Annotated in this window: 19 protein-coding genes; 9 read left to right on the top strand and 10 right to left on the bottom strand. The window is 48.0% G+C overall.

The window, feature by feature from the left end:
- Nucleotides 1-5: 5 nt before the first annotated feature.
- Complete coding sequence (locus ACMUEV_RS23105; protein ID WP_190651907.1) at nt 6-413, top strand: hypothetical protein; 408 nt, start codon at nt 6-8, stop codon at nt 411-413.
- Nucleotides 414-531: 118 nt separating this feature from the next.
- On the opposite strand, the gene ACMUEV_RS23100 is transcribed toward ACMUEV_RS23105, so the two are convergent.
- The gene (locus ACMUEV_RS23100; RefSeq protein ID WP_190651908.1) at nt 532-4,677 is read right to left on the bottom strand and encodes a tetratricopeptide repeat protein; all 4,146 of its coding nucleotides are present in this window, start codon (nt 4,675-4,677) and stop codon (nt 532-534) included.
- Nucleotides 4,678-4,765: 88 nt separating this feature from the next.
- Here ACMUEV_RS23100 and ACMUEV_RS23095 point away from each other — a divergent pair, with 88 nt between their 5' ends.
- Both ACMUEV_RS23095 and hisC read left to right on the top strand, forming a co-directional pair.
- The gene (locus ACMUEV_RS23095) at nt 4,766-5,185 is read left to right on the top strand and encodes a hypothetical protein (RefSeq protein ID WP_190651909.1); all 420 of its coding nucleotides are present in this window, start codon (nt 4,766-4,768) and stop codon (nt 5,183-5,185) included.
- Nucleotides 5,186-5,225: 40 nt separating this feature from the next.
- Complete coding sequence (gene hisC / locus ACMUEV_RS23090) at nt 5,226-6,272, top strand: histidinol-phosphate transaminase (RefSeq protein WP_190651910.1); 1,047 nt, start codon at nt 5,226-5,228, stop codon at nt 6,270-6,272.
- 20 nt (nt 6,273-6,292) lie between these two features.
- On the opposite strand, the gene ACMUEV_RS23085 is transcribed toward hisC, so the two are convergent.
- Both ACMUEV_RS23085 and ACMUEV_RS23080 read right to left on the bottom strand, forming a co-directional pair.
- The gene (locus ACMUEV_RS23085; protein ID WP_190651911.1) at nt 6,293-6,517 is read right to left on the bottom strand and encodes a hypothetical protein; all 225 of its coding nucleotides are present in this window, start codon (nt 6,515-6,517) and stop codon (nt 6,293-6,295) included.
- Nucleotides 6,518-6,595: 78 nt separating this feature from the next.
- Nucleotides 6,596-8,191: an Hsp70 family protein gene (locus ACMUEV_RS23080; protein ID WP_190651912.1), complete on the bottom strand. Its 1,596-nt coding sequence runs from the start codon at nt 8,189-8,191 to the stop codon at nt 6,596-6,598.
- A 182-nt stretch (nt 8,192-8,373) separates the two neighbouring features.
- Here ACMUEV_RS23080 and ACMUEV_RS23075 point away from each other — a divergent pair, with 182 nt between their 5' ends.
- From ACMUEV_RS23075 to ACMUEV_RS23060, 4 genes are all read left to right on the top strand, one after another.
- Complete coding sequence (locus ACMUEV_RS23075) at nt 8,374-8,592, top strand: hypothetical protein (RefSeq protein WP_017286745.1); 219 nt, start codon at nt 8,374-8,376, stop codon at nt 8,590-8,592.
- Between the two features lie 332 nt (nt 8,593-8,924).
- On the top strand, nt 8,925-9,410 hold the full coding sequence (gene apcA, locus ACMUEV_RS23070) for an allophycocyanin subunit alpha (protein WP_017286746.1): 486 nt from the start codon (nt 8,925-8,927) through the stop codon (nt 9,408-9,410).
- Nucleotides 9,411-9,471: 61 nt separating this feature from the next.
- Nucleotides 9,472-9,957, top strand: a complete 486-nt coding sequence (apcB, locus tag ACMUEV_RS23065) for an allophycocyanin subunit beta (protein WP_017286747.1) — start codon at nt 9,472-9,474, stop codon at nt 9,955-9,957.
- A gap of 306 nt (nt 9,958-10,263) precedes the next feature.
- The gene (locus ACMUEV_RS23060) at nt 10,264-10,467 is read left to right on the top strand and encodes a phycobilisome linker polypeptide (protein ID WP_026148458.1); all 204 of its coding nucleotides are present in this window, start codon (nt 10,264-10,266) and stop codon (nt 10,465-10,467) included.
- 114 nt (nt 10,468-10,581) lie between these two features.
- On the opposite strand, the gene ACMUEV_RS23055 is transcribed toward ACMUEV_RS23060, so the two are convergent.
- The 7 genes from ACMUEV_RS23055 to ACMUEV_RS23025 form a co-directional block, all read right to left on the bottom strand.
- Nucleotides 10,582-11,493, bottom strand: a complete 912-nt coding sequence (locus ACMUEV_RS23055; RefSeq protein ID WP_190651913.1) for a TIGR04168 family protein — start codon at nt 11,491-11,493, stop codon at nt 10,582-10,584.
- Between the two features lie 81 nt (nt 11,494-11,574).
- The gene (locus ACMUEV_RS23050) at nt 11,575-12,453 is read right to left on the bottom strand and encodes a hypothetical protein (RefSeq protein WP_017286750.1); all 879 of its coding nucleotides are present in this window, start codon (nt 12,451-12,453) and stop codon (nt 11,575-11,577) included.
- Nucleotides 12,454-12,460: 7 nt separating this feature from the next.
- Nucleotides 12,461-13,801 (bottom strand): cobyrinate a,c-diamide synthase, encoded by a 1,341-nt coding sequence (locus ACMUEV_RS23045; RefSeq protein ID WP_190651914.1) that lies wholly within the window; start codon nt 13,799-13,801, stop codon nt 12,461-12,463.
- Nucleotides 13,801-14,535: a hypothetical protein gene (locus tag ACMUEV_RS23040; protein WP_190651915.1), complete on the bottom strand. Its 735-nt coding sequence runs from the start codon at nt 14,533-14,535 to the stop codon at nt 13,801-13,803. Before ACMUEV_RS23040 ends, ACMUEV_RS23045 begins: the two co-directional genes overlap by 1 nt.
- Nucleotides 14,536-14,538: 3 nt before the next feature.
- Nucleotides 14,539-15,954 carry a NupC/NupG family nucleoside CNT transporter gene (locus ACMUEV_RS23035; RefSeq protein WP_017286753.1) on the bottom strand — a complete coding sequence of 472 codons (1,416 nt, stop codon included), beginning with the start codon at nt 15,952-15,954 and terminating at the stop codon, nt 14,539-14,541.
- Nucleotides 15,954-16,787, bottom strand: coding sequence for a glycosyltransferase (locus ACMUEV_RS23030; RefSeq protein WP_190651916.1), 834 nt, complete (start codon nt 16,785-16,787; stop codon nt 15,954-15,956). Before ACMUEV_RS23030 ends, ACMUEV_RS23035 begins: the two co-directional genes overlap by 1 nt.
- A gap of 57 nt (nt 16,788-16,844) precedes the next feature.
- The gene (locus ACMUEV_RS23025) at nt 16,845-18,347 is read right to left on the bottom strand and encodes a glycosyltransferase (RefSeq protein ID WP_190651917.1); all 1,503 of its coding nucleotides are present in this window, start codon (nt 18,345-18,347) and stop codon (nt 16,845-16,847) included.
- A 257-nt stretch (nt 18,348-18,604) separates the two neighbouring features.
- On the opposite strand from ACMUEV_RS23025, the gene ACMUEV_RS23020 reads away from it, so the two are divergent.
- Nucleotides 18,605-21,265 (top strand): DUF4912 domain-containing protein, encoded by a 2,661-nt coding sequence (locus tag ACMUEV_RS23020; protein WP_190651918.1) that lies wholly within the window; start codon nt 18,605-18,607, stop codon nt 21,263-21,265.
- 106 nt (nt 21,266-21,371) lie between these two features.
- Nucleotides 21,372-23,177 (top strand): signal peptide peptidase SppA, encoded by a 1,806-nt coding sequence (gene sppA, locus ACMUEV_RS23015; protein WP_190651919.1) that lies wholly within the window; start codon nt 21,372-21,374, stop codon nt 23,175-23,177.
- Nucleotides 23,178-23,193 lie beyond the last annotated feature (16 nt).

Raw genomic sequence — 23,193 nt, 5'->3', positions numbered from 1 at the left:
ATCTTGTGGCTCTGATTCGGTTTCCCTATGTGCAAAGGCGAGGCAATCTTGAACCGATTATTCCAATCGGGGTGAAGTTGGGAGATCGTTGGGAGCGGATTGAGGTTTATGTCGATTCGGGTGCGGCTTACAGTGTTTTTCAGGCAAGTGTTGCGCGTCAAGTTGGGTTTGATTTTCAGACTGGAAGGCAAGTTTTGTTGCAGGTTGGCAGTGGGACGCTGATTCGCATTTTTCTCCATGATTTAGAGGTGCAACTTGGGGCAGAGCGCTTCATTGGTCAGATTGGCTTCTCAGAACAGTTGGGCGTGAAGTTGAATGTTCTGGGCAAGGCTGGTTTTTTCGATCGCTTCAGAATTTGTTTTCATGAGCCTCAAGGATTTCTGACGTTTGAGGTCTTTGAGCCTGAATCATAAAGCGCGGTGGCTCCGCCTAGCTAAAAGCACCGTTTAGAGAAAAGGTGCGATCGCATCTCACTCGCTTTTCTTTGTCTACGATCGCACAAATCAAAACGATCTCACAATTCGATCTCATTCACTCCGACAAGCGATCGAGCATCTGTTGAACGATCGCCATCGAATACTCATCCCCAAACTCCGTAAAGATTTCCAGTGCGGTTTGCAGACAAGCTCTAGCTTCCGCAGCATTTCCCTCCGCTTCTGCTAACGATCCCAGTTGTGCGTAAGTGCGGGCTTGGGAATGTCGATCGTTGAATTCAATTTTGATCTGAAGTGCTTGCTGATAGTCGTTTCGAGCTTGTTCATACTCTCTGAGGTGTTGAGCAACGATGCCTAATTGATGATAAATGCGGGCTTGAGAATAGTGATCATTGAATTCGCCATAAATTTGAAGTGCTTGCTGATAGTCGTTTCGAGCTTGTTCATACTCCCCAAAGTTCCCGGCAACAATGCCTAAGCCGTGGTAGGTACTGGCTTGAGAATAGCGGTCGTTGAATTCGGCTTTGATTTGCAATGCTTGCTGATAGTAATTGCGGGCTTGTTCATACTCTCCGAGTTCTTCGGCAACCATACCTAACTGGTGATAGGTACTGGCTTGAGAATAGCGGTCGTTGAATTCGGCTTTGATTTGCAATGCTTGCTGATAGTAATTGTGGGCTTGTTCATACTCTCCGAGTTCTTCGGCAACCATACCTAACTGGTGATAGGTACTAGCTTGAGAATAGCGGTCGTTGAATTCGGCTTTAATTTGCAGTGCTTGTTGATAGTTGTTACGGGCTTCGTCATACTCCTGCATTAGGTAAGCAACATTACCTAACTGATGACAGGTACTGGCTTGGGAATAGCGGTCATTGAATTCGGCTTTAATTTGCAGTGCTTGTTGATAATTGTTGCGGGCTTCATCATACTCCTGCATTAGGTAAGCAACGTTGCCTAACTGATGATAGGTGATGGCTTGAAAATAGCGGTCGTTGAATTCGACTTTAATTTGCAGTGCTTGTTGATAGTTGTTGCGGGCTTCGTCATATTCGCTTAGTTCCAAGGCGACGTTACCTAATTGATGATAGCTATGGGCTTGGGAATAGCGGTCGTTGAATTCGACTTCAATTTGCAGTGCTTGCTGATAGTAATTGCAGGCTTCGTCATACTTGCCTAACTCCTCAGCAACCATGCCTAACCAATGATAGCTGTGGGCTTGGGAATAGCGATCGTTGAATTCGACATAGATTTGGAGCGCCTGATGATAGTAATTGCGGGCTTCGTCATATTTGCGTAACTCCTGAGCAACTGTACCTAACTGATGATAGGTACTAGCTTGGGAATAGCGATCATTGAATTCGACTTTGATTTGGAGCGCCTGATGATAGTAATTGCGAGCTTCGTCATAATCGTGTAACTTTTGGGCAGTTATGCCTAATTGATGATAGCTGCCAGCTTGCGAAAGGGCTTTTTGAGTATTATCTAGGAAATCCACTTCTTGAATAGTATCAATCAGTTTCTTGTGAGTGTCGCGTGACTGTTGATATTGTTGAAGCCATAAATAGCATCGTCCCAACTGATCTAATAGGTTGATCAATTGTCGCCAAAATTCCTGATCACGCCTGTCTAGTGGATAAGTTTCTAAATTCATTTCTACTGATCTAACTAATTCCAGATTGACTTTCTTATCTCCAATCTTTTCTAGATATTCTTGAAGGCAATTGAAAATCAAAAGACTAGATTCTTGGAGGTCAAAACAAATCTGTAACCCACTGGACAAGTTCTCATATTCCAACTTGCAGAAGAAGATCCCTAACTGCCGCTCCTGTGCATCTTTAGAATTCATCAACTGATAGTAATAATTTCCCAATCCCAGATAGTGATTCTTAAATCCCTCTCGCAGTGCTTCACGAGTCTTTTCATCCTGCTGAGCTAACTTCGTCTTCAGAAAATAAGGAAACACAGGCTGAATTGAAAGCAACTGCGACATCTCCTCAAACTTCGGAGCTAATAATCCCCAATCAATCGCCTCCTGTACCGCCGCATCAAACTGCTCAAACGCATAATCCTGAAACGGTTCTAGCTGCTGCAACTGTTGAGCATAATTCTTCAAATCACGTAGATCGATAAACCCACTAAACGGAGCCAAACACAGCAGCAACTTCTGCGCCTCCTCCGACAAATTGCTATGCGAATACTCCACACATTTCAAAATACTCTCCGTCCGTCCCCCAGCCCGATCGAGCGACACATCCGCCGCATCCAACCCCTGCAACACCTCCCCCACACTCTGCCGTGCCAAATTCGCCAACACTACCTCGATCGCCAACGGATACCCCGCCAACAATCGCATCAACCGCTCAAATTCCCGATCTGCCAAAATCTCCTTCCGCTTTGCCACATCCGAAACATGCCGCTCCAGTACCAACTTCGCCAACTGCGATCGCGACTCTTGATCCAACCCCTTCAACTCATAGCGATCGCGATAAACCGATCGCAACCATTCCTCCCGACTCCGCGAACCTAGCAGCACGATCGACTTTCCACCCGCAATCCGCCCCAAACAATCCCGAATCCGCTCCTGCTCCTCCAGAGGCAAAGTATTCTGAATCGCCAACGCCTCCCCCGTCACCGACTCCAAATTATCCAACATCAAACAACAGCGCCGACTCCGCAACTCCTGCACCAGTCTCCCCACCCGCGCCTGCATCTGCATCGCCTGAAACTGCCGCCGCTCCACATCTGAAAACAGCACCTCCGCGATCGCAAAACAAATCTGCTCCAGCGTCCAAGCCTTCACGTCATAGCCAAAGTAGAAGACGCGATCGACAAAATTCGTCTGCACCCACCACTCCTGCAAATACCGCAGTAGCGACGTTTTCCCCGTGCCACCCATTCCCTGTACTAGCACAACCCCATGCTTGAGCAGTCCCTTCTCCAACTTCAAAATATCTAAATCTCGACCCACAAACCCGTAAGTCGCCCCCGCAAACTGATACTCCGTCCCTCGATTCGCAAAATACTCATCTGCCTCCGCAAGCGTCATCTCTCGCAACCGAAAATCGAGCTTCTGATTGCCATACACCACAGGCAACAACCAATCTTCGAGATCCACTTCCTGATTGAAATACACCCGCCGTTTTTTACGATCGAACAATTCCCGTCTCCCCGATCGCACCGCCTGAGACAATGCCTCCCCCGCAAACACCTGCCGATACACCTGCTGCATGAGCACTTTTGCCGCATCTACCGTGACGCTATATCCCATCGCCACGACCATCTGCATTCCCGCATCCATCAACCGCGCGCCCAAACTCGTCTCGCGCTCATCCACTCCATTCTCCCCACTCCCCACCTGCTTCCCTGACTGACAAGCATTCAAAATACAAACTGGAATTCCCCGCCCCTGCAACCGCTCCGCCATCTCATCCGCCGTTACCGGAACCGCTTGCCCCGCCTCATCTCCCTCAAAAAACAGAAACGCCTTTACTCCGCCATACTCTGCCAAATCCTTCAGCCCGTACCCTCGCTGAAACGTATAATTTCCCGCCTGATGCGAATAAGTCTGAAACTGCTGATAGTCCATCAATCCGCCATGCAAATCGAAATGCACAACATGATAAAACCCTTCTGGCTTTGCTTCTAAATGCTGTACAAACGCCTCATATGTCCCCGGACGCACAATCTCCACATTCACCCGCAACTCTGCATCCCGAATCGCTTCCACCATCGGACGCGAAATCGTTCGATACCCGACATCCTTTTCTTCATTTGGTCGCGCTGTCACAATCAGCAAATTCAGCACAGGCGACTCTTGCACCTGCCCCGTATTTACCTTTCCACGAATCCTGCGCTGTCGCACCATCACACAGTCGATCGCTAACGGACGGGCAAAATCTCGATCCCACATCGCCTCCCAGTGCAACGCCTGAAACTCCGGATCGCCCGATATCACGATTTCCAAATGACTTAACGGCGTGTTGACTCTCTGATATGCCCCATAAGCTCGTCCGGCAAACACTTGATCAAACAAATTCTCGCCATACGATCGCACACTATCCGCTGCTCTTTTCGCGATCGTGCCATCTGAGAATGGAAACTGAATCCACTGCTCAAAGTACCATTCCAAAAGCTTCTCATCTTGCTCCGCAAACGGATCGCTCACCGTAATCTCAAACTCTGATCCTGCGATCGACACGATCGCATCAAATCCCGTCGTTTGCCGAATTTCGATCGTCTGCATAGTCCAAACACAAGTAGAGGCTTGTAAAAAGCTACACTCATCATCTAGCATCTCCGGAGAGACACACTTCGATCGTCAGAAAATCTTTATGGCAATCTTTCCCACCCCAGAAGAAATCAACCAATTCCGTCAATCTCCCGCTGCCGATCGCGAGGTCTTACAACTTTTAGAACAGACCCAAGATTTTGAAGCAACCTTCGCGCAAATTTACGTCGATCGCTATGGTGAACCCCGTTCTTTTGGCGACGAAAAGCGATCGCTCTGGCAAATCTTCCTCAAACGAGTCCAACAAGAAGTCTGCGGCGAAAATGACAGCCTCCGCAGCTTAATCCAAGGCGCAAAAAAGAACCCTGCAAATGCAACCTTAGTCACCGGAATCATTACTGCTCTAGTCAATCTCTCTGGTGTTCCTCTTCCAATTGACTCTGCCATTGCAACTGCGATCGCGCTTTACATTCTGCATATTGGCATTGATGTCTTTTGCGAATGGTCTTCTCCAGCGATCTGAGCAAGCGCTAAGCTGATAACTGTCGCGCAAATCATTCTTCATGCATTCTTACTTTCGCCCCAGTGTTGATGCGATGACGGGATACGTTCCCGGTGAGCAACCAAAACCTGGAACACCCATCATTAAACTCAATACCAATGAGAATCCGTATCTTCCGTCTCCACATGCGATCGCAGTTCTGAAAAATCTCGATCCCGAATGGCTTCGCCGCTACCCTGATCCTTATGCAAATGATTTCAGACAAGCGACAAGCGAAGCATTGAACATTCCCAAAGATTGGATCATGGTAGGAAATGGCAGCGATGACATGTTGAATGTTGTCGTGAGAGCCTGTGCAGAGCCGGGGCGTAAAGTCGTGTATCCGATGCCGACTTATGTCCTGTATCGGACTTTGACGGAAATTCAAGATGCCGATCGCTTAGAAATTCCTTATGGTGAAAACAATCAGCTACCGCTAGATGCACTGATTGAGGCTCAAGGTGCAGTAACTTTTATTGCGTCTCCAAATAGTCCTTCGGGGCATGTAGTTCCAATGTCCGATCTGCGTCAACTTGCCGCAAACTTGAACGGCGTACTTGTGATTGATGAGGCATATGTCGATTTTGCTGAAGAGACCGCTTTGCCTTTAGTAGAACAGTTTCAGAATGTGATCATTTTGAGAACGCTTTCAAAAGGCTACAGTTTAGCAGGATTGCGGCTTGGATTTGCGATCGCGCAACCTCACCTCATTCGAGGCTTATTCAAAGTTCGTGATAGCTATAGTGTCGATGCGATCGCAACTTTAGTTGGTGCTGCCGCAATGCGTGACCAGGACTATAAAAATGAATGTGCGGAGAAGGTGAAAAAATCGCGGGAAAAGTTAGCGATCGAACTTAGACAGTTGGGCTTTGAGGTCTGGAATTCTCAAACAAATTTCCTCCTCACTCAACCTCCAGGCAATGCTGCAAAAATCTATGAGGCGCTTAAGCAGCAAAACATCCTAGTACGCTACTTCAACCAACCCAAACTTGATGACAAACTTCGGATCAGCGTTGGTACAGATGAACAGAATCGAATTCTTATCACCACTCTTTCATCTCAACTCTAGTCGGTCATAGATTAGCGTTCTCATTTATCATCCCCGAAGATAACAGCCATCACGTCAGCCGCTGTTCCTCGTTCTGCTGTGCCATTCCTGACAGCTTCCAGTGTCTTTTCTGCATTTTGAGCAATTTTCTGCCTCCGCTTCATCACCCGCCGTTTCTGAATCAAATCAAACAACTCATTCTGTTCATCCTCAGAGAGTGCTTCGACGTATTCAATAACCGTTTGAAAAGGAATCGCTTGAGTCATAGGGCATGTATTCACGAGTACTTCTCAAGTATATTCAGCCAAATTCTGGTCAGAATAACAAACTATTCAGCAGAGTAGCTAACTCAACTGGACAACTGCTTGATCTTCAACCAATGTTCGAGCCGTCAGTAAATCTTCCACCGTAATCCGCAAAAAACGATCGCGATCGACCATGAACTGTACCTTAATGCGATCGCTGCCCGGACTTCCCGGCGGATCAAGCTCAGCAATGCTGCGTGACCCATCTTTATCATTCAAGGGCTGCACCTGCGTTTGCGAGCTTGAAACATTGCGAGTCACTAAGCGATCGCCATCAAAATAAACCTCGGTCTGAACTGTTTCGGCTCCTAACTCACCCACAACTAATTCAATACTCGGCTGACTCTCTAACGACGCTCCTAGTACCAACTCTACTGGATTCTCCATCGGGTAAGGCTGTCCTGCTTTAATCAAAGGATGCCAATTATGGCGATTCTGCCGCCGATCCCAATAGCGAATTCCATAGCCGTGATAAAGAAAATCTTTTAGCTCAATGCCTTGGCTCAGTTGCAATGCCCCTTGAGCGATCGCTTCAAACGGCTTTTCACACCGAATCAAACGCTCATCAAAATACTGTTTCACCCAGTTCTGCACTGCTGGAATTTGAACCGTTCCACCGACCAGTAAAACCGCATCAATATCACTCACAGCTAACCCTTGTCTGCGGGCTTGTTGCAAGACTTGTTCCATCGATTCATCGAGCTTCGTAAAGAAACCGCGATCGCTCAAAATCTGCTCAAACTGCGATCGCGTTAAAGACAAGTCATAGCTTTCAAAACGCTCATCATCAAAGAAAACTTCCTGCGCTTCAGTGGAGAGCGAAAGCTGAATTTTCAATCGTTCTGCCAATCTCGAAATTAATGGCGTTGCTGTGAATCCTTGTGTATTCACAAAATGATCGACAAGCCAATTATCTAGATCCGATCCGCCTAAATTTTGTCCAGCTTTTGCAATCACTCTCGCCGTCTTTGCTTGTTGTCCTGACTGTTCCTTAAATGATTTCTGTCCCCATTTCAAAATGAATCCTGTCGGCTTTGACGATTGATTCACATTTGTTTGAACAATCGATAAATCCAGCGTTCCACCGCCAAAATCGACCACGAGTAAAGTTTGTCGATCGACAAATCCATATCCCAATGCCGCTGCTGTTGGCTCATCAATCATCCGCACCTGATTAATATCCAAAGACTCACAAATCTGCCCGAGCCAAAGCCGATACGCTTCAAAACTATCCACTGGGACAGTAAAGACAATTGACTCTGCAATCTCTGGATCGGTCGTTTTCAACTGATTGATAATTTGGGTGAGATACCACTCGCCCACCTGCTCAAATCGAATCACCTGACCATCTAATTCGGGCAGAAATCCTTGCACCTCTGTTCCGATCCCGCGCTTGAAGTTGCGGAAAAATCGGGAGTCCTGACTGATATCTAAACCGCGATCGCGTACCTCCTGCCCGATCGTAACTTTGCCCTGTGCTGCATTCTCGGCATACAACAAACTGGGAATCAGCGACGGATTCTGGGCGAGACGTTGAGAAATTCCTGGAATTGCTAAAGTTTCTGGCTGCTGAGTCACAGCATTCCAGCGCGTAATGACGGTGTTACTGGTTCCGAAATCGATCGCGTAGGGCATTGGAGATGAAGGTGAAACGAACAGATTCTTCTGACCTCACCAAATCACAACTCCTGCCTCTAGAGCAAGACTCCAAAAGTCAGAACTTCACTATGTATATCGGTGGACTTATGGCAAGCATAAATAATATTTTGTAACATAGAGGCACTTTGAACCTGTTGCACTCTCTCGGAACCCACATTATGTTTCGCAAACCTTCTGGCGAATCCGTCGCGTTTTTGGCGCGACTGCGTTCTAGTATCTGGATTCTCGGCATTTCATCCTGGCTCTTTGGCATCGCAGACCGATCGATCGCTGCTTTAATGGACGGCTACCTCTCAGCACTCGACATCGCACAACTGTTCACAGCCTCGTTCTTCTTCGTGAGTTGGCTCTTTCTCAAACCGACAAAACTCTTTTAGCTGGAATCAAATCTGGCAACTGAACCAGGGTTGCCAGCGATCGCACCTCGCTACAGAATGGGCTAGCAATCGAGCGCACGATTTTTAGCGGTAGAAATTATACAAACTTGTGGCACGTTTTTAATCGGAATTTCAGAACTTGCCTCAAACCTGAGTAAAGATATTACAAAATGTTGCAGAGCGCCCAGGAAGGTTAACGCAATGCCGCACAATAATTTTCGGAAGGTGGCGAAGTCAAAGGCGGTGGCTCAACCCAATCGCGTGACTCCAAAACCACTTGGGGAACTCCCTTTTAAACAAATTCGGTTACATTTCTTTGGAGGAATCCATCAATGAGTATTGTCACGAAATCAATCGTGAATGCTGACGCTGAGGCACGTTACCTCAGCCCCGGCGAATTGGATCGGATCAAAGGCTTCGTCACCACTGGTGAAAAGCGTCTACGCATTGCTGAAACCTTGACGGGTGCTCGTGAGCGCATCGTGAAGCAAGCAGGCGACCAATTGTTCCAAAAGCGTCCTGACGTTGTTTCTCCTGGTGGAAACGCATACGGCGAAGAAATGACCGCAACCTGCTTGCGTGACTTGGATTACTACCTGCGCCTCGTAACCTACGGAATCGTAGCAGGCGACGTAACCCCGATCGAAGAAATCGGAGTCGTTGGTGTCAAAGAAATGTACAACTCTTTGGGAACCCCGATCCCCGCAGTTGCAGAAGGCGTTCGTGCTATGAAGAGCGTTGCAACCTCCTTGCTCTCGGCTGATGATGCAGCAGAAGCAGGTGCTTACTTCGACTACCTCGTCGGTGCAATGCAGTAATTGCTCGCCACGATCGATTCTTTTTTAATTTAAGACCACGCGACTTACGGAACTTGAAATCATGCAAGACGCAATTACCTCGGTAATCAACACTTCTGACGTTCAGGGTAAATACCTGGATAGCTCTGCGCTCGACAAACTCAAAGGCTACTTCGCAACTGGCGAACTGCGCGTTCGTGCAGCAACCACCATCTCTGCTAACGCAGCAGCGATCGTGAAAGAAGCAGTTGCTAAGTCCTTGTTGTACTCGGATGTAACCCGTCCCGGTGGCAACATGTACACGACTCGTCGTTATGCTGCTTGCATCCGCGACCTCGACTACTACCTCCGCTACTCCACCTATGCAATGTTGGCTGGAGATCCTTCGATCCTCGATGAGCGCGTTCTCAACGGATTGAAAGAAACCTACAACAGCTTGGGCGTGCCTGTTACTTCGACTGTACAAGCAATCCAAGCAATGAAAGAAGTCACCGCTAGCTTGGTTGGTGCAGACGCTGGTAAAGAAATGGGCGTTTACTTCGACTACATCTGCTCTGGCTTGAGCTAAGACTAAGTTACAGAACGAAATGCTGATCGCTTTTGTTCTTTAGCTTCTAAGTTTGGAAGTCTGGAGTGACGGTTAGGTTGTTGAGGCTCGTTTTGGCTTTTACGATTTAATCTTGACTCTTGGCTTCCAACCTTTTAAAAACAGCATTGTTCTGTGATGCGATTTCGTTTACGATTTGTTAAGGCGCTATCATCAATAGCTGAGTCTAAGCGATCGCACTATTTTTGAGATCTTTCTAAACGCGACTTCCCTTCATTCGTAGGGGCACTTCTTCCTACCTTTTTATCCCTTAGGAGAGACCGACTCATGAGAATGTTCAAGATTACGGCTTGCGTCCCCAGCCAGACCCGCATCCGGACTCAGCGAGAATTGCAAAATACGTTCTTCACGAAGCTTGTTCCTTACGAAAACTGGTTTAAAGAACAGCAACGCATCCAGAAGATGGGCGGCAAGATTGTCAAGGTTGAATTGGCAACTGGCAGACCTGGGATGAATACAGGTTTGGCTTAAGGCTGATGCCGTTTCTTAACGTTTGCTAACTCTGAGCACTCGTAGGAGGTTTTTTGAACCTCCTTTTTTATTGCTAAATGCTACCTGTGCTTTCCTCGGCTTAGATGCAAGTTGCTAGGCGATCGCTTCTGCTTCCTGGATTTGATAGAGAACAGTCTTGGATGCAGTTTTAAAGTTGGCATCGAGCCAAAGGAGTTCGGCTTGGGTGACGATGCCATCTTCGAGGGTGACGATTGAGAAATTCCGCAGTTTTTGTCCGTCTTGTTTGATGATTCTGGGCACGCTGGCAGCATTTAAGTAAACCGTTCCAGCAGTATCAACGTGAATGGCGCGACGGAGTTCGGTTTGCGTGTGACGCAACGTGTGATGCATATGCCCAAACGTCACGAACGGAATCTTTTTTCCGAGTTGACGAGCTTGCGCGATCGCGTCTGCAAAATCTGGATCACCGTGATCGCCTCCGATCGGTTGCCAATCTTTGCCGCAGGGATCTTCAGGTCGATCTCCTAGTCCTTTGGGTCCATTGTGTCCGATGAAGAGAATCGTATCACTCTCCGTTTGTTCCACGGCATTCATGATTAGATTCACCGATTCATCAAAGCTCTCGACTCCGAAGCGTTCATGATGAAATTGCTCATATTTCCACTTCGAGCCACCCCAGCTAAACGGACGGCTCCCCACGACGCTGAGATTGAAGTTGGGAAAATCAAGCTTCCCATACCCGACATGAGCTTCACCGAGCAAATCTAACTGTTGCTGAACGCGATCTTCTTTGCGGTGATCGTAGGGGCTTTTTTGACGACCCCAATCGGTTGCACTATACCAAGCGTCGTGATTGCCCATGATCGCTGCTTTTGGTATTTGCACCTGAGAAATTAAGCGGACGATTTCAACCGATTCATTGCCAAAATCTCCGACAAACAGAGCTAAATCTACTCCTAAAGCTTTCAGCGCTGCTTCGTCTTCAGCCTCCCATCGATCGTGAACATCTCCGATCGCGGCTAATTTAATGGTTTGCTTTACCACTACGCGCCTCCCCTTGGTTTCCTTCTTTCTAGGATAGGCGGGGTGGGGAATTTTGGCATAGCTCGATTGATTGAGGATGGTTTATGTCCAGGTTGATTTCCAGGCATGTTGGGCTTCGAGAACGGCGTGTTCCCGCTGTTTTTTCTGATACTCACGCGCGATCGCCTGAAATTGTTTCTTGAGATCTCGGATCTTGTTTCGCAAGTTCATCAGCGGAATGTCATTGAATTCTAATTCGTTTAGCTTGAGATTGACGGCAACGACATGGATGAGTGCATTCAGTGCTGCTGCCGCTGCTGCGGGAGTTCCATCTGTACCAGATTTTTCACTCGCGCTGACGAGCACATTGAGTAGGTTAGGAGAATTGGGATCGTTGCCTTCGGATTTGGATGCAGCATCAATTACCGCTTGGGGAATGCGCTTTTGCAGAATTTCAGCGTCTTGGAGATATTGATTGGCGCGATTCGAGGCAGTTTTTAGGGTCTTGTGAATGGAGCGATCGAGTTGTTCTTGCCAAATGGTCAATGCTTCGATCGGGGTCAGAGGGGTTTTAGGTTCGAGTTCCTCTTGATATTCGTCGTCCTCGTCATCGAGATCTTCGTCCGAGAGCAGGGCTGCGAGTTCGTCGGGGAGTTCGACTGGCTCGGGTTGGGTATGCTCGATCGGTTGAAGCAGTTCTTGTAAATCGGTTGCAGTTTGATCGGCGAGCGCTTTGAGGTCGTCTTGGAGTTGTTGACGCTGACTGAGGGGGAGGGCTAAAAAGCGTTTGGGATAATTTTCGGTACAGATTTTGTAGCACGACAGAATGAGTTGCTGCCGCACGGTTTGACCGAGTTGCTGAAGATAGCTGCGATAGGTTTCGGTGAAGGTGTCGCCCATTGTCTCAATTTTCTGATCTAGGGCGGTAAGACGTTGAGCAATTTCTTGAATCGATCCAGCCATGTCTAATCTGTTATCCATGTTCTTTTTAAGGATAGCGATCGCTGCGGAATTTAGTACAGTATCGAACAAATCGCTGTGGGATTTGCGAAGTTGCGCCCCAGTGTAGATGCAGATAGGAAGCGTGTAATTTGGGTGTTTGCCAACCGTCGTATTGCATCGACGATCGAGAAAGGCCTGTCAATTCAAATAAAGGTTTCTCTGATTCAGTTGTAGGACTCGATCGATGAAATTCATGCCCGTGTAGTGTCTCGTCTTTTTTGACGATCGGGGTTGTTTGTAATGCGGTCGCTTTGCGATATCCCAAGGTTAAGCGCGATCGCATGACGGTTGTTGTTGGAATTGCTCCAACCATTGAAAAAGCTTGTTCTGAGAAATCGATAATTTTTTCACTGAGATACATCAGTCCACCGCATTCTGCATAAGTTGGCATTCCCGATTGAATGGCTGCTCGAATTGCGTGTCGTGTTGCATGATTTTCGCTCAGCGTTTCTGCAAACATTTCAGGAAAGCCACCACCAAAATACAGTCCATCTACATCATTGGGGAATGTATCTCTTAAAGGACTCCATTCGATGAGTTCCGCTCCTGCTTGCCTCAGCAGATCAAGATTGTCCTGATAGTAAAAATTAAACGCGGCATCTCTTGCGATCGCGATTTTGACAGATCTTGAAGATTCAGGAACTGAGACTTTTGGGGTTGTTGCTGTTTTCAAATAGGGCATCAATGCGTCCCAATCGAAGCAAGATTCCCCTAATTCGGCTAAGCGATCGATTAACTCAGTCAATCCTGGCAGTTCATCGGTTGGAACTAATCCTAAATGGCGATCGGGAATCTCGATCGCGTCTTGTCGCCGTAAAACTCCCAAAATCGGCACATCTATTAAGGCAGATTTCAGCAGTTCTAAATGGCGATCGCTGCCGACTCGGTTTAAAACGACTCCCGCAAATTTCAATCGCGGATCAAGCGATCGATAGCCATGCACGATCGCAGCAACCGAGTAAGACAAGCTTCGACAGTCCACCACGAGCAAAATCGGCAGATCTAATAATCGAGCGATATGAGCAGTACTCGCAAAATCCTTGTGTCCGGCGGCTCCATCGAATAAGCCCATCACCCCTTCTACGATCGAATACTCGGAAGCCCGTTGAGCAAAGCACTGGTGTACATAAGCTTCCGAAGTTAAAACCGGATCAAGGTTATAGCAAGCTTGCCCCGTCACATGACGATGAAACATCGGATCAATGTAATCCGGTCCAACTTTAAACGATTGCACTGTCAGATTGCGCCGTCTCAATGCAGCTAACAATGCGAGCGTGACTGTGGTTTTGCCTGCTCCACTCCGTTCTCCTGCTATTACAAACGCCATTAACTTGCCCGCAAACTATTTGCAATTGTAGTTGCTGCACCTAAAACGCGACTTCCCCCTTCGTTTGTGGCTGCAACTAAAACGAGCAAAACACTATTACTGGTCTGTCTTGCCACAATTACACCGCCAACCGGTTGAGTTGCACCTGCGATCGTCAAATTCCCTGTCCAATCGATCTGCACACCACCTGGGATTGATCGCACTTCACCTGTTTGAAATCCTTCCCCCTGGCGAAATGCATTCTGTGCAGCAGTCACTAATGCTTCATTTGGAATAATACTTCCAGCGACACCCAACTGAGATTGAGGCTGAGCAAGAACGCTATAAGCTAAATTTCCATCTGGAGATTCGATCAGAACCGTTCCAGCAAGCGGACTGACTTTGTAGTCTTTCAGGATTCCAACGATAAAACGTCCGTTGGGATCTTTATAGTCGCCACTGGTCGGCAGTGGATCTGCCGTGGGTGCAGCAGGTAGCGGCGCAGGCGCAGGAGGCGCAATTGGAATTGGCGCAGGGGATGCCCCAGGAGACGCAACCGGAGAAGTTGTAGGTGAAGGAGAAGCTGTCGGAATTGGCGGACGATTCGCAGGTAAAGACGGATCAACCGGAATCGGAGCAACCGGAACGCCTAAAGCTCCAGTTGGGGTAGGAGCAGGAGTTTGGGCAATGCTGGAGAGAGTTGTGAATAGGACAATTGCGAGAGCAAACCATCCAATAAGCCAATTGCGTTTCATGTTCTACCCTCTCAAAACCGATGGATTACCAAGATAAAAAACACCCGCCACACAACCAATCATCAAAGTTGCGAGAGTCGCAGCCCAAAGCGCTTTCCAGCCAACACTTGCGAGTTCTTTACGACGCGATGGAATCAAACTAGAAAATCCACCGACGAAAATTCCAACTGAAGGCAAATGCGCAAATCCGCAGAGACAATAGCTCGTAATCACTAAAGCTCGATCGCTAATTCTCCCCTGACTCGCTAATACCCCAAGCTGTTGATAAGCCGGCACTTCTGTTTCGAGCAATCTGCGCCCAATCAATACCGAAGTTTCCCAGATCTCGTTCCAGTTTGCAGAAACACCTGTGATTGCCGTTAGTGGAACAAACAGCGCACCGACGATATTTTGCAGCGTCACAATCTGGAAAATAATGCCAATGCGCCGAATCGTTAAATTGTTACTTTCGGCAAGTCCACCTAAGTTCGCAAAAAAGAGATTGACGATCGCTACTAAACCGAGCACAGCAACGAGTAAAGCCGCGATCGCGATCGCTAATTTCACACCGTCCAATGCGCCTGCAATCACGCTTTCCATCGCGCTCGACGTACTCTCTTCAGGTTCTTCTTCTTTGGGTAAAGCAGCGATCGTTTTAGGCGTTTCTGTTTCCGGCACCAAGAGTTTGGACACGACAAAACACGCTGGAATTGCCATGAACGAGGCTGAAACCAAATGCCCAGTAATATTCGGAAATGTTGGACGTAACAATCCCGCATAAAGTGCAAGAACAGTAGAAGCGATACTCCCGTAGCAGCAAGTCAAAATCGCGCAGAGTTCGCTACGAGTCATATTGGCGAGATACGGACGAATCACTAACGCAGATTCAATTCCGACAAAAATATTAGTTGCCCCGCTGAGTGCTTCTGCACCACTGAGATTCAACAATCGGTGAAAGATTTTTGCAAAGAAATTTACAATCGGTTGAATGACGCGCAAATGATATAGCAAAGACATCAATGCCGAGAAAAAGATCACCGAGGGTAATGCTCGGAAGGCAAAGACGTAGCCTAAATTGAGATTGTCTGGACTTAAGCGATCGCCAGCAACTGGAACATAAGCTGGCGTAATCGCGCGGGCAATCCAGCGCCCCGCTAAAATTGGACCAGGTGTGCTGACATCTGGAACCAAGAGCGAGCCAAACAGAAACCTTGCTCCTGCTTCAGTGGCATCTAAGATTGCATTCACACTGTTGCTAATCACGGTCACAACCGCGCGGGTGACAGGAAACGAAAACACCAGCAATCCGAGAATTAATTGCAGTGCGATGCCCCAGAGAATCACTTTCCACGGAATCACACGGCGGTTTTCAGACCCGATCCAGGCAATTCCACACAGGATAAAGATTCCAGCAAACGATACTAAATTTAACCAAGACATTATTGATATCGACCTAGCTGATCATTAAATCGGATTTTGAGCAGATCCAGAAGCATTTTAATCGAGTCGCGTAACAGATGAACTTTCGACATTTTTTTCTGATGCTGTTTCGAGACGATCGCCGGAACTTCTCCGATCGTATATCCCCACTGTTTCGCTAAATAAATTAGCTCCACATCAAACGAAAATCCGGTTAAAATTTGGTAAAAAAATAATTGTTTCGCAGCCAATCTCCGAAATCCTTTTAGCCCTGCCTGCATATCGCTGTATTGCAAGTTCAAAATCCTACGGGATAAGAAGTTGAAAACTTTTTCGGTAATTTTGCGATCGAAGTTCTCGGGCTGGTGACGACCTCGTATCAGAGCGCGATTGCCGATAACGACATCGCAAGTCTGCAATTTTTCAATCAATTGATCTAGGTGGGCAAGTGAATAAGCCAAATCGCCATCAAGAAAGCAGATCAAATCACCATTTGCATATTCAACTCCTCGCCGAATCGCATACCCTTTGCCTGCTCGCGGTTTGTAAGACAGCAATTTAATCTGAGGCGTTTTTGCAATCCGAATTCCGGCGGTGATGATGTGTTTCGTGCGATCGCTCGATCCGTCATCTACAAAAATGAACGTAAAATTGGGATGCGTTTTGAGATAGTGCAAAACCGCTTCAAACGTTCGCTGAATGCAAGCTTGTTCGTTATAAACCGGAAGCACGATCGAGACTTGCTCAAGTGGATTCAACCGGGGCGAATGTGGAGCAGATTCATGTCCATGTTGGGGAGGACGCGGATTCGTCAGTTTTGCCCAAGCCTCGATCGGGTTCCAAGGTCTTTTCATGCTTTATTGTGCAAATTGCCGATTCACTCAAGATACAGGATTTAGAAACGCTCAACCCTAGAAAAACTTAATTTTCCGAGAGGCATAGAGGCACATTCGCAATAAAACTAATCCCTCACGAACATGCGCAATATTAGATGTGCCATAAGTTCGAGGTTGATACCGAACAGGCACATCGACTAAATGCAAGCCCAGTTTGGTTGCCCCAAAGAGTAAATCAAAGTCACCAAACGGGTCAAAATCCCCAAAATAGCTTCGTCCGGCTGCAATTTTTTCGTAATCATCTCGCCGCAAAACTTTTGTGCCGCATAGCGTATCTTTGATTGGCTGTCCGAGTAAGAAAGAAAATGCCAAGCTAAAAAACTTATTTGCCCAGTTATTTAACCAAGGCATTGCCTTGCCTGATCGCGGATAAACCAACCTTGAGCCATTGATAAATTCGCCGCGATCGCGAGCAATCACCTCAAAGAAATGGGGTAAATCCTCGGGTTGCACCGTCAAATCTGCATCCAAAATCATCAAAATATCGCCCGTTGCCTGTGCGAATCCAAGCCGCACCGCATCCCCTTTGCCTTTTCCTGTCTGCTGTAAAGCCTTTAAAGTAAAGTGCGGATGCCCTTGACTGACCACGTTTTGAATCTCGTTCCAAGTCTCGTCCTGAGAGTGTCCTTCGATAAAAATGACTTCGGTATGACTTCCTAATTGCGGTAAACGCGCGATCGCATCTCGAATATTGCCTGCCTCATTGCGAGCAGGCACAATGACTGAGCAAGAGTAATGGTGTGTATTTGCTCCAAACTGAGGCTTTGCCACAATGTAATTGGTGAGTCCTAAATGATTCAGGATCGGCAGATGCGCCAAAAATCGATTAAAAAAGGGTGCGATTACGGGAATCTGCTTGGGACACAAGAAACGCCTGCTCGATCGCAGCGGTAAGTAGCCTGTAATTTGAAGTAAATTTTGCACATCGGTCATCGATAACCAACTTTGAGCAGGCTGGGGACGACGCTGACCAATTTTCTCAGCGAAGTGCAACAAAGGCTGCCATAAAAAATTGTGAAAGGTGAGAAGCAATCGGGTTCGAGGATGGCAAAAAGGGTGCAGTCTTGTTAATACTTGCTGCACATCGCTTAAATGTCCTAATACTCCAGAAAGCACAATAAAATCAAACTGGAATTCTGCCGGATTGAGATCATCCGGACTGAGCGTTTCTGCATCTAAGCAATAGAACTGGAGATGAGGGTATTTTGCTTGAGCAATCTGAATCATGGGTTCAGAAAAGTCAATGCCGACTCCGATCGCAGGATCAAGTGCAGCGAGTAAATTTCCAGTTCCACAGCCAATTTCCAGGACTCGGCGACCCGGTGGAATGAAGAATTGATGCAAGCGATCGAGGTCTTGATAATAATATTGATTGCGCTGATTCCAGCGATCGATCTGCGCCGCAATGTGATCGAAATACGATCGCACCTCTGCTTTAAAAGCATTTTGATAGCCTGAATCGATCAATTTGCCTGACATCGTGAGCGTGACTTCTTCTTGCCGCTGCGAATTCTGCATTCCACACTGATTGATATTTTGAACGCCCCAATCTTCCCATATTCATCCAACCATTAATAAACTCTTAACAGCGGATCAAAACGATTAAATTCATCCTATGGTGATCAATACGCGAATCTAATGGTATGAATTGATATGAATTCGGACGTTCTCAGGTTCGATTCAGGGTTCGATTCAGAGCCGTTCGTATCCAGTTGCACTTGTCTTTATGGGCTGCAACGGTGTAAAAAAGTTTTTGCTCCCACAGGTAAAAAAGTATGGTGCATAAAAAATATTCCTCCGCAGTCGGCTTTGCACTTCTCTTGACCACCACCGTCGCAGAAGTACAACTGGTTCGAGCACAACAATTTCCCACCTTCCAACTTCCGGCTTCCGTGAAAGCGGGCACCAATGTCCGAATCGATGGCTCAACCAGCATGGCAGCGGTCAACGATGTTTTGAAGAAAGGATTCGAGCAGAGATTTCAAGACACGAAAGTTAACGTTGCGGCTAACGGAGTTCCCGAAGGCATCAAAGCCGTTGTTGAAGGAAAAGTGGATCTCGCAGCGATCGGGCGACCGCTCAACGAGCAAGAAAAAGCGCAAGGCTTAACGGCTGTGCCCGTGGGACGAGACAAAATTGCAATTTTGGTCGGTGCAGACAACCCCTTCGCAAAAAGCATCACGATTACCCAATTTGCCAAAATGTTTCGCGGCGAAATCAAAAACTGGTCAGAAGTGGGTGGATCTTCTGCCCCGGTGAAATTTGTCGATCGACCGGATTCTAGCGACACCCGCGAAGCGTTCAAAAGCTATCCTGTCTTCAGACAAGGGAATTTTGCAACAGGCGCAACGGTTGAGAAACTGAACGAAGATACGACGAAAGCAGTTGTCTCTAGACTGGGCAACACTGGTATCGGCTACGTGACGGCGAATCAAACGAAAGGTTTGGCGGGCGCGAAGGCAATAGCCTTGGATAATGTCGCCCCAACCGATCCTCGCTATCCCTTCTCGCAAGCGCTTTACTACGTTTATAAAGGTGAACCGAACGATGCCGTGAAAGCCTTTTTAGGATTTGCGACGGCTCCAGTCGGACAAAAAACGCTCACCCAATCCGGAGTCGCGGATGCGATCGCGCTGAGTGCTGCCGCTCCAGCTTCAGGCAAGAAAGTGGAGGCTAAACCTGAGGCAAAAGCACCGAGCAAAGCAGGTACAGACAATAAAAAAGCCCCAGTTGCAACTGAAAAGAACGCAGCAGGCACAGCGGGAACCACAGCTACCTCTCCAAGCGGCAATAACGCTCAAGATGGAACCTCGCAAACTGGAGACGGCAATCCTTTAGCATTCTTGTTCCCAAGTAGCGATACAGCCGGGGCGAATGGCGCAGGAGCAGGCACAGGAGGCTTACCGAACTGGCTCTGGTGGCTACTCCCAATTGCTTCTGGTGCAACCCTGCTCTGGATGCTCGCTCGCAGTCGTCGCGGTCCAGTCGATGCAGGTGCAACAGGTAGCTTTAATGCTCCTGGCTATGCCGCCGGAGATTTACCAGAACGCGACGATACGTTCAGCGCCCCTTATGTAGAAGGTGGGTTTGATCCGCTCCACGGCGATCGCAATGGCTCCGCAGCGGTTGATGCGCCTGAATTCGGGACTGGGCTAGGTGTCGATGCCAATGCAGATGCAAATTTCGTCGGAGATGCGACTCGGGCAGGTCAAGATGGATTCGGGGATTGGGGCAATCTTGGAGGCGCTGCGATCGCGGGAGGAACTGCGATCGCGGGAGGCGCCGCCGCTTGGTCAACCTTTGGTAATCGGGGTCAGCAGAGCCGAGTCGTGCTCAAATCGCGTAGCCCTCAAGAAGTTGAGGCATTTTGGGATCTTCCGAGCGAGGAGCGTCAGGCAATGCGTCAGCAGGGAGGCGAGAAGCTAGCGCTCCGGCTGTACGATGTCACCGATATCGACTTGGAAAATCAGCCTGCTCACAGTGTTCAACAATTTGATTGTGATGAATTAACCCAACGTCAACGCTTGCCGATCGCACTCCCTGATCGCGATTATCTCGCTGAAATTGGCTATCTCACTCCAGAAGGTCAATGGTTGGGATTAGCTCGATCGACCCATGTGCGCGTTCCGGCAACTTCGAGTTCTAATTTCCTGGGCAATATAGCGAACGCGGGTAGTACAGCAGTGGCAGGCGGAGCCGCAGCTGCAACAGGTGCAGTCGATTCTGCAAAATCTTTCTTGTCAGGCGATCGCGATGATGCGTCTACTGAATTGCCTGAAGCAGAACCTTCTGACTCGCCGAATTGGTTCCAACGAATTACGAATCGAGCCGGGGAGACTGCCAGCGATACTGCTCAAACGGGGGTGAATACTTTTGCAGGAGGCGCAGCAACTGCAGGAGCCGCAGCAGCTGGAGCAGGAGCCGCAGCAGCTGGAGCAGGAGCCGCAGCTTGGTCATTCTTATCGGGTCAACGCAAAGACTCGCAAGACGCTGCTGTCACTGAACCGAATCAGTTTGTCACGGGCGAGACAGCGATCGATTCCTATGAATTTGACCCCGATCTCGTGGATACCAATGTGTTTGTCTCAGGTGAACCGAATTCATTCACGACAAGCATCAGTGAAGGGCGTTTGGTGTTGACTCCTCGAAATTCTCGATGGGCTTATGCGTCCTGGGATATTCCTCGATCGTTGCGTTCTCGACTGGATATCAGTTCTGGTGAGAATCTGGTCTTGCGGCTGTACGATGTGACAGATGCAGGAACGCAATTGCCTGCTCGCTATGAGGAACATGACATCGACGATATGGCATTGAGCTGTGATGTGCCGATTTCGCAAGGCGATCGCACTTATATGGCTGAGATTGGCTATGTGAATGCAAATCAGGAGTGGACGAGTCTGGTGCGATCGCTGCCAGCGTATGTTCCAGAAAATTAGGGAGATAGGGGGATAGAGAGATATCTCCACTCCCCCGCCTTCCAACTGATTCTGCAAAAACAGATGTAGCATGGAAAAGCGACTTCTTCCCATGCTTCTCTAACGTATGCGTGACTTTCTGAAACACACCCTCGCCACTGTACTTGGTTTGTTTATTTTTCTAGGTATCAGCGTGGGTGGGCTTTTACTGCTACTCATCTCGATTTCGATGATGGCGGCTCGTGATTCGGCTCCGACGGTGCGAGACAAATCTGTCTTAGTGTTTGATCTTTCGCAGACAATTACGGATGCGCCTGCTAGTGCTAGTACTCGGGATGTTCTCAATGATGCGATCGCTGGAAATCGTCCCAATGTGATTGGGTTGCGATCGGTGTTAGATGCGATCAATGAGGCAGCAAAAGACGATCGGATTGTCGGGCTATATCTGAATGGGGGCAACAATCCGAATACGACAGGTTATGCAACGTTAAGAGAAGTCCGTTCCGCTCTAGAGCGCTTCAAACAGAGTGGCAAACGAATCTACGCGTATGATGTCGATTGGCAGGAACGCGAATATTATTTAGGCTCTACCGCAGATACGATCGCCATGAATCCGATCGGTGGGCTGGAAATGAATGGATTAAGTTCTGAGGGCGTGTTTTTTGCTCAGGCTCTCCAACGGTTTGGGGTAGGTGTGCAGGTGACGCGGGTCGGTAAATATAAATCGGCGGTTGAGCCATTTTTGCAGAATCGTCGCAGTCCGGCAGATCGCCAACAAACTCAGAAGCTATTAAGCGACATTTGGACTGAGATCTTAGGTACAACGAGCAAAGCTAGAAAGCTGACTCCTCGACAACTGCAAGCAATCACAAATCGCGCCGGGCTGTTAGACCCTCAAGAAGCCGTCAAACAGAAATTAGTTGATCGAGTCGCGTATTTCGATGAAGTGATTGCAGACCTGAAGAAGATTACGGGTCAGGACGATGATACCAAGTCGTTTCGACAAATTAGCGTAAGAAATTATGCACGAGTTGCAGAGAGCAACCGCAATGATCGATCCAGTCGCAATCAAATCGCCGTTGTTTATGCTGAAGGCGAAATTGTCAATGGGCAAGGTGCGACTGGGCAAATCGGAGGCGATCGCTTAGCGAGACAACTGCGAGAATTACGGTTAGATGACGATGTGAAAGCTGTCGTGCTGAGAGTCAATAGTCCAGGTGGCAGTGCGACCGCTTCAGAGATTATTCAGCGTGAGGCAATTTTGACCAATCAGGTCAAACCTGTGATTGTTTCGATGGGCAATGTTGCCGCATCGGGTGGATATTGGATTTCTACCTATGCGAGTGAGATTTTTGCAGAGCCAACGACGATTACAGGGTCGATTGGCGTTTTCGGCAGAATTCTCAATGTGCAGCAACTTGCGAATCGCAATGGAATCACTTGGGATGTCGTCAAAACGGGTCGATTTGCGGATGCTCAAACCGTTTCTCGTCCGAAAACCCCTCAAGAGCTAGCCCTGATTCAAAAGAGTGTCGATCGTATTTATGATCAGTTTCTCACCAAGGTTTCAGCTTCTCGCAAGTTGCAGAAGTCCAAGGTGGCAGAAATTGCTCAAGGTCGGGTTTGGTCAGGGATTCAGGCGAAGCAATTGGGCTTAGTTGATCAATTGGGTGGGTTGCAAGACGCAATTCGAGCCGCAGCCGAGCGAGCAAACCTTGGGGAAGATTGGCAAATTGAAGAATTTCCAAAACCGCGATCGTTTGAAGAGCGCTTGCTCGAAAGTTTGATGGGATCGAGCATTGAAGAATCTACCGAGATCGATCCGCTCACCAGCGAGATGAAAAAGTTCCAAGCCGAGCTAGAAAGCCTGAAATCGATGAATGATCCTCAAAACGTTTACTTGCGATTACCCGTGGATTTATTCATCAAATAAATCTGAAATAAAAAAG

Origin of the sequence: Leptolyngbya sp. FACHB-1624, assembly GCF_047649235.1 — a bacterium.
Classification (GTDB): Bacteria; Cyanobacteriota; Cyanobacteriia; order Leptolyngbyales; family Leptolyngbyaceae; genus Leptolyngbya; species Leptolyngbya boryana.
Note: the sequence above shows the minus strand (reverse complement) of the source record. Positions and strands in the feature narration are given on the sequence as shown.